This window comes from Nocardia sp. NPDC004722 (genome assembly GCF_053601505.1).
Genome location: NZ_JBSGBY010000446.1, coordinates 1 through 7,120 on the forward strand (window position 1 = coordinate 1; position 7,120 = coordinate 7,120).

The 7,120-nt window shown below is 66.0% G+C and carries 9 protein-coding genes; 6 read left to right on the plus strand and 3 right to left on the minus strand.

Annotated features, from left to right (window positions below; translation table 11 throughout):
* Both ACWELQ_RS32715 and ACWELQ_RS32720 read left to right on the plus strand, forming a co-directional pair.
* Positions 1-515: hypothetical protein (locus tag ACWELQ_RS32715; RefSeq protein ID WP_452400898.1), on the plus strand; the 515-nt coding region annotated here is incomplete at its 5' end.
* A 136-nt stretch (positions 516-651) separates the two neighbouring features.
* On the plus strand, positions 652-879 hold the full coding sequence (locus ACWELQ_RS32720) for a deoxyribodipyrimidine photolyase (protein ID WP_452400899.1): 228 nt from the start codon (positions 652-654) through the stop codon (positions 877-879).
* Between the two features lie 66 nt (positions 880-945).
* Here the strand turns inward: ACWELQ_RS32720 and ACWELQ_RS32725 are convergent, their stop codons facing one another.
* Positions 946-1,521: a TetR/AcrR family transcriptional regulator gene (locus ACWELQ_RS32725; protein ID WP_452400900.1), complete on the minus strand. Its 576-nt coding sequence runs from the start codon at positions 1,519-1,521 to the stop codon at positions 946-948.
* 100 nt (positions 1,522-1,621) lie between these two features.
* Between ACWELQ_RS32725 and ACWELQ_RS32730 the strand changes: the two genes are divergently transcribed.
* The 4 genes from ACWELQ_RS32730 to ACWELQ_RS32745 all read left to right on the plus strand — a co-directional run bounded on the left by ACWELQ_RS32730 (position 1,622) and on the right by ACWELQ_RS32745 (position 4,888).
* Positions 1,622-2,452, plus strand: a complete 831-nt coding sequence (locus ACWELQ_RS32730) for an oxidoreductase (RefSeq protein WP_452400901.1) — start codon at positions 1,622-1,624, stop codon at positions 2,450-2,452.
* Between the two features lie 125 nt (positions 2,453-2,577).
* The gene (locus tag ACWELQ_RS32735) at positions 2,578-2,955 is read left to right on the plus strand and encodes a hypothetical protein (RefSeq protein WP_452400902.1); all 378 of its coding nucleotides are present in this window, start codon (positions 2,578-2,580) and stop codon (positions 2,953-2,955) included.
* A 269-nt stretch (positions 2,956-3,224) separates the two neighbouring features.
* The gene (locus ACWELQ_RS32740) at positions 3,225-3,785 is read left to right on the plus strand and encodes a hypothetical protein (RefSeq protein WP_452400903.1); all 561 of its coding nucleotides are present in this window, start codon (positions 3,225-3,227) and stop codon (positions 3,783-3,785) included.
* A gap of 338 nt (positions 3,786-4,123) precedes the next feature.
* A complete protein-coding gene (locus ACWELQ_RS32745) occupies positions 4,124-4,888 on the plus strand; it encodes a hypothetical protein (RefSeq protein WP_452400904.1) in 765 nt (254 codons plus the stop codon).
* A 148-nt stretch (positions 4,889-5,036) separates the two neighbouring features.
* Here the strand turns inward: ACWELQ_RS32745 and ACWELQ_RS32750 are convergent, their stop codons facing one another.
* Positions 5,037-5,675: a response regulator gene (locus ACWELQ_RS32750; protein ID WP_452400905.1), complete on the minus strand. Its 639-nt coding sequence runs from the start codon at positions 5,673-5,675 to the stop codon at positions 5,037-5,039.
* Between the two features lie 25 nt (positions 5,676-5,700).
* A complete protein-coding gene (locus ACWELQ_RS32755; RefSeq protein ID WP_452400906.1) occupies positions 5,701-6,858 on the minus strand; it encodes a sensor histidine kinase in 1,158 nt (385 codons plus the stop codon).
* Positions 6,859-7,120: the final 262 nt, after the last annotated feature.

The following is a 7,120-nucleotide window of genomic DNA, read 5'->3' on the forward strand; positions in this document are numbered from 1 at the left end:
CCGCACCCTGGAACTTCACAACCATCATCCCGCTCACCCTGGGACTGGCGGCGGCACTGATCGTCGGCACTCCGATCGCTGCGCTACTCCTCGCCCGGCAGTCGTCCACCATTCGAGTGATGGCGATCGGCGGCACACTCGTCACCGTTGCCGCAGCCGGGATGTGGCCTGTGGTGGCGGCTTGGACGCCGATTGTGTCGATCAAAACGATCCAATGGCTCTCGGGTGGGGATCACCGCAGCGGCGGAGCGATTGCCCACTACTTCTACCAATTCATTGCGCCCCGAAGCGCGTTCTGGGGGCTCGTCGAGTCGATAGTCTTCGCACTCACCCTGTTCGGAGTGCACACTGCGATCTTGCGCCGCGCCGACGCGAGGGACGCTCGCGGCCGAGCACTCCGGCTCCTATTCGCGACCATCGCCGTGACGATCGTCTTCACCGCTGCTTTTGCACTGATCACTGACCAGAATTACGGAGAACAGCGAATCCACGCCGGGGGTGTGGCCCTTCGCTGATGAACCATCGTTCTCGCGGATTTTCGAGAAACCTCGGTCACTGTGTCTGTTTCGGGGTCTTGACTTCGGGTATAGCGCCTTCGAACAGCCGGTCGGACGATAACCACGACCGGATCAACAGGAGGAAGGATTCGAGATGCACTCACTGCTTCTGGCGATGCAAACCCAGCCGGAGGCCGCCGGTTTCATTCTCCGCGGGATCAAGGGCATCTTCGTCGCGATCGGCAGCATCCTGGCGGCCTTCATCTGCGCCGGCATCGCCGCGGCCAAGGGCCGGAACCCACTGGGCTGGGGCGTACTCGGACTGTTCTTCAGCATCATCACCCTGATCGTGGTGATCGTCATCCCCCGCAAGGACGGCTGAGCGCATCTTCACCGAGCGAACGCGCCGCTCCGCCAAGTTTGTTATGTCCCAAGCGGTCCGGGCGGGTCAGGGTTCGTCAGTTCTGGCGCGGGTCGTCAGGCCGGGCAGCACGAGGGTGAGCCATCGGGTGCGGGCGGAGTGCGGTTGGTCTGTGGGGGCGGCGGAGAACAGCAGGTAGAGGTCGCCGACGGTCACGTCGGGGTGGATGTCTCCCGCCGCTTGTCCGGCCTGGATGAGCACGGCCAGCGCGGCGGTGGCGCGATCTTCGTCGGCCTTCGCGGCGGGGTCCGCGCCGAGAGCTTGTGCGGCGGCTTTGGCGGCGTGGTTGGTGGCGGTCAGCTCGACGACATCGGCCAGGAACCCGGCAATCTCGTCCCAGGCGCGCGCCCCGGATTCCACACGCGCACAAGCGGCTTCGGCGTCGTCGGCGATCCTGGTGACGTGATCGATGACCACGGCCGCGACCAGATCGGTCTTGGTCGGGAAATGTCGATACAGCGTGCCGACGGCGACCCCGGCCGCCCCCGCGATCTGATCCATCCCCACCTCGGGGCCATGGGCGGTGATCTGCTCGCGGGCAGCGGACAGGATCTTGGTGCGGTTGCGGACCGCGTCGGCGCGCGGTGCTCGGGCCTGGGTCATGAAATGTCTCTCACAGTGGTCGATCGGTACTTGCCAATAACATGAACTACGGTTCATCATAGAACGTGAACCGCAGTTCATCTTACCGCTGGGAGGCGATATGACCACCAAGACCGCCCTCGTCACCGGAGCCTCCTCCGGCATCGGCGAGGCCACCGCCCGCAAATTGGCCGACCTGGGCTACACCGTCTACGGCGCGGCCCGCCGCATCGACCGCCTGCAGAAACTCACCGACCACGGCATCCGGCCGCTGGCCATGGACGTCACCGACGATGCGTCGATGACCGCGGGCATCACCCGGATCATCAGCGAGACCGGACGCATCGATGTGCTGGTCAACAACGCCGGATACGGCTCCTACGGCGCGGTCGAGGACGTGCCCCTCGACGAGGCCCGCTACCAGTTCGAGGTCAACGTCTTCGGCGCGGCGCGGCTGGCCCAACTGGTGTTGCCGCACATGCGCGAACAGCATGCGGGCACGATCGTGAACATCACCTCCATGGGCGGCAAGATCTACACCCCGCTCGGCGGCTGGTACCACGGCACCAAATTCGCCCTCGAAGGACTCAGCGACTGCCTGCGCCTGGAAGCCCAGCCCTTCGGGGTCGATGTCGTGGTGATCGAACCCGGCGGCATCGCCACCGAATGGGGCGGCATCGCGGCAGATCACCTGCGCAAGGTCTCCGGGGACACCGCCTACGCCCCCCAAGCCCAGGCCGTGGCCACCTCGCTGAGCTCGGAAGCCAACGCCCGCCGCAACTCCCCGCCCCAGGTGATCGCCGACGCGATCGGCAAGGCCGTCACCGCGCGCCGCCCCAAGACCCGCTACACCGTCGGGTTCGGAGCCCGCCCGTTGATCTTCGTGAAATGGCTGCTGCCCGACCGCGCCTTCGACGCGATCATCAAGCGCGCCACCGGGGTCCGATCCTGACAGATCGCAACCAGCGGCAAACACACTCAATTCCCGCGAGACGCACTGACCGAACCGGAGCCCGAAACTCCGTGGCGAACAAGGCGAATCGACACGTAGCCTGTCCTGTTCACTAGAACAGGAGGATGACGGTCGTGGTGCAGAAAAGTCCGCAGGAGAAGAAGATTCTCAGCTACATGAAGGACCGCCGCAACGACTACGGCGAGAACGACAAGAGCTCGAGGAAAGCCATTCGCCTGAACAAACGTTTGCCGAACCGAGCCGACCGACGGCGCGAACGCCAGATCATGGCAACCACGATCGGCGCGATCGAACCGGAGGCTTCCGACAGAGCGGAAGCCACGGTTAACGGAACGAGATCGACATGGGCCAAGCGAGGCTGGCGGAAGCGACCCGACACCCCCTTGGGCGATATCGTGATCCGAAAACTACAGCGGCAAGCTGGGATCCGGTCGGCGGACCTCGCCGCAGACATCGAACGCATCCACCGCAGCACACGCTGATCGTTACTCACAAACATCCCCTCTTGCCGCGAGCCGCGCAGTTCGAAGCAGCCAATCGATCGACCCCAAACTCGCTGTGCCCGAATGGCTTTAATCTGACGCGCCCGCTCCCGACGTCGACCCGAACACACCGTCCTACCGAACGCCGAGTGGCACATCCTGGAGGCAAAGTCGGACATATCCCCTCCAGGATGTGCCACTCGGCGACGCGACATGTTGGGGAACTGCGCGGCAATGAGGATCTTCGTCAGTTCAGGAGGCGGCGGTCGTTGGCGACGGAGACCGCGCCGGAGGAAGCGTGCGCTGCTTTGGGCGTGCGGCGCAGCGGGGTCCACTCGGCTTGGCCGAGGCAGCCGCTGGCCGGTGCTGTGCGACCCGGCAACTCCTACCTTGTGGTCGAAGACCGATCCCTCGAAATGCTGGAAGATACTTGGGATCTGGGATCGGTGTCGCTCGGTCGGGAAATCGTCGCCGCGGCAGAGATCGACGGAGTCGGGTACGACGAGGTGTCGGTATGGCGCAACGCGCGCAAGGTCTGGGGAATCGCGTCACCGAACAGCAGCTTCATGCCTCGGATCTCGGGATACGACACGACCGATATTCGTACGAGGATGGCCTTCGACGACTATCTGGAATACGTCGAGTCGAAGGGCTGGACCGAAGACTCCGACGAGTGGGAGGACGACTTCGACGAAGTCGATTGGTTCAATCCGATCCTTCGATTGGCGGCGGAACTGACGGGCTACACCTGCGGAACCCCGATAGCCGCGGCAGGCGAAGAACCCTTCGAGATCCTTGTCCCGTCGACCATCGCCAACACCACTCTCTGACCAAAACGGTTCGCGCCACGCGTGTTCGAACCAGCCGGGCATCGGTCGCAGATTGACCACGGCGGAACCTCAACCGCCACCTCGTCGTCAGCCGTGAACGCCGCCTTGAAAGGCGTCCGGTCCGGCCGCATGCCCCGGATCCACCTGATGAGCCTGGGGTCACCAGCCCGTGATGGCGAGTTCAGGGCAACCGGCAACAAGGGTAGGGAGTACTCAGCGAGGAGAAGCGGACAAAATTCCGCAGTGAGTGCTCCCGACCTTCTGAGGCTGGCTCGTTACGGTTTGTAGACAATGATCTTGTGGGAAAACGGAATCTGTGGGACGAGACGTACCGGGTCGTGGTCGCCGCGCGTGAACCGTTGGCCGCACGGCGGGCGGGTGAGCGGCTTCGGCAGGCGGTACTGCGCGGATGGTGTCAGGAATTCGGGCCGCTCACCGTCGAACAGCTCGATGCGCCGATCACCGACGATCAATACGCGGTAATCCGCGCGCTTGCCCGCGAAGCCTCGTTCGAGTGGCGTGACGCGGCGCTGGCGCCGATCCTCGAGATCGCGGGCTACGACGAGAGCTCGGAGTGGCCGCTCGGAGGTCGCTACGGACTGTGGGGTCCGAGGATCGCCGAACCGGTGAGCGCGGCTCGGGTCCGCGACTCGTTCTCGCTGGAACAGCAGAGGCCGACGGCGTGTGAAGCGTTGTCGAGTGCCAGCAATTTCTTCGGTCTGGTCTTCAACTACATCGGTGAAGCGCATGCGGCGATCGATGTCGAGCTCGCCGACGCCGATGATCGTGTCACGCAGGCGGTCCGCCGATTGTGTTCGAAAGCATGGCATTTCGAGGTGGTGGTCCAACGCAGGCGCGGCTGGGATGACGCGCCATGGTGGGACTATCTGGATCTTCCAGAGCTTATGCCCTGGCTGGCAGTCGGGCTCGGGTTGCCGGGCGAGTACCCCGAAAATTACGGATACGGCCTCGTCGCAGAGGCCGCTCACCGGCTTCCGCCGAGCCTCGGCAGCGCGTGGACGTGGCGCGAGTTGCCAGAGGAATTCCTCTCCCAAATGGTCATCGCGGTAGAGCAATTGGCGCGGCAGGGCGGAGACCGTTGAAACGCGAAGGTCGTGGACCTACGCCACCAAGGCGGCCGTCACCGACGTGTTCATTCGTCGCGACTCCCATTCCTCCCTACAGTCGGAGACTATCCAGCTGTACTGACCGACAACCTCAGCCGTTTCAAACGGCATGACCGGATCCTCGTCAGCCCAGGAGGCGGCGGTCGTTGGCGACGGAGACTGCGGCGGCTCGGGTTTCGACGCCGAGTTTGTCGTAGATGCGGCCGAGGTGGGTTTTGACGGTGGCTTCGCTGATGTGGAGGGCTTTGGCGATTTCTCGGTTGCCGAGGCCTTGGGAGAGTTGGGCGAGGATGTCGAGTTCTCGGGAGGTGAGGGTGGGTTGGGGGTTTCGGAGGTGGTGGAGGACTCGGTCGGCGATGGGTGGGGAGAGGGTGGGGCGGCCTTGGGCGGCGGCTTGGATGGCGGCGAAGAGTTCTTCGGGGCGTTCGGCTTTGAGGAGGTAGCCCGTTGCTCCGGCGGCGATGGCTCGGGTGATGTCGGCGTCCGTGTCGTAGGTGGTGAGGACCAGGACGCGCGGGGGTGACTGGGCGGCAGTGAGGCGGCGGGTGGCTTCGATGCCGTCCATGTCGCCGCCGAGTTGGAGGTCCATGAGGACGACGTCGGGGTGGAGGTGGGCGGTGAGGGCGATGGCTTCGGGGCCACTGCCCGCTTCGCCGATCACCTCGATGCCGGGGGCGCTGTCGAGCAGCGCCCGCAGGCCCGCGCGGACCACCGCGTGGTCGTCGCAAAGGACCAGCCGGACAGGGGAATTCGAATCCGTCACGGGCGCTCCAGAGAACTCGTGGTGGTCATGGTCGGTCCAGGGGGACTTCGGCGGAGACGACGGTGCCGTCGCCGGGAACCGATTCGACGGTGAGGGTGCCGCCGAGTTGGTGCAGGCGGGCGCGCATGGCGGGCAGACCGTGACCGCGGTCGGCGGGATCGGGGAGGGCGTCGGGGTCGAAACCTGTTCCGTTGTCGGCGATGTCGAGGACGACGCGATCGCCGAGGTCGGTGAGGGTGAGTGTGACGCTGGCCGCGTCGGCGTGTTCGCGGGCATTGGCCAAGGCGCCCTGTGCGATTCGCAACAGGGCGGCTTCGACGCCGTCCGGTAGCCCGGCCGGTGTTCCCTCGACATGGATTCGCACGGTGAGGGTTTCGCCGCTCTCGCGTGCGGCCATGGTCTCGAGCGCGGAGAGCAGCGAGCCGCCCGCGGCGAGGTCGGTGGGGGTTAAGTCGTGCACGAAGCGGCGGGCCTCGGCCAGATTGTGTTCCGCCACAGCCGCCGCGCCGCGCACGTGCTCGCGCGCCCGGGTCGGATCGGTGTCCCAGATCCGGTCGGCGGCCTGCAACAGCATGCTCTGGCTCGACAGCCCCTGGGCGAGGGTGTCGTGGATTTCCATGGCGAGGCGCTGGCGTTCGGCGAGGGTGCCCGCGCGGCGTTCGGTGGCGGCCAGTTCGTGGCGAGTGGCGCGCAGGTCAGTGATGAGGGCGGCCTGCCGTTCGGTCTGGCGACGCAGGCCGACGAACAGGGCGGTGCTGAGAGCGGCGACGGCGGGCGCGGCGAGCAGCAGATTCGGGTCGGCCCAGCCCGCGAGGCGCAGCTGGGCGTAGACGACCAATCCGGTCAGTCCGGCCACGAGACCGAGCGCGAGTCGCAGCGGCAGGATCCGCAGCCCGGTGTAGAGCAGCGGTACCGCGCACCACGCGAAACTCGGTGCCAGCACCACCAATACCGACCACACGGTCACCAGCAGCGCGAACCAGAGGACCCTCCGCGAGGCGCGCAACTCACTCACCACATAGAGCACAGCCAGCCCGACCGAGAGCGCGATCACCCACGGCATGTTCGGATTGTCGTGATGGCGAAGCAAATACCGCAACAGCGAGGCGGCCAGCAGCACGTAGAAGGCACTATGCACGATGGTCGCGAGCAGCCGGGCGTCCTCTCGGGGCCCGCGCGACACGGGCGGAGCCGGGACGGGCGCCTGGTCGTGAGGCAGCGTGTGCCCCTGACCGCCAGGCAGCAGTGGCTCCGACCCGGGAAGCGGCAGGGAATCCGGAGCGCCAGGCGGCAAGGACTCTCGCCCGCGAAGCGGCAGAGACTCCGGGTCGCGAGGCGGCGTGGACTCTGGCCCGCGAGGGGACGCGGAGGCCCGGTCGTGAGCGGGCATGCGGGCACCTCCTCGGCGGCATTGACGTGGGTGAACCTCCCCATTCTGCCGTGCC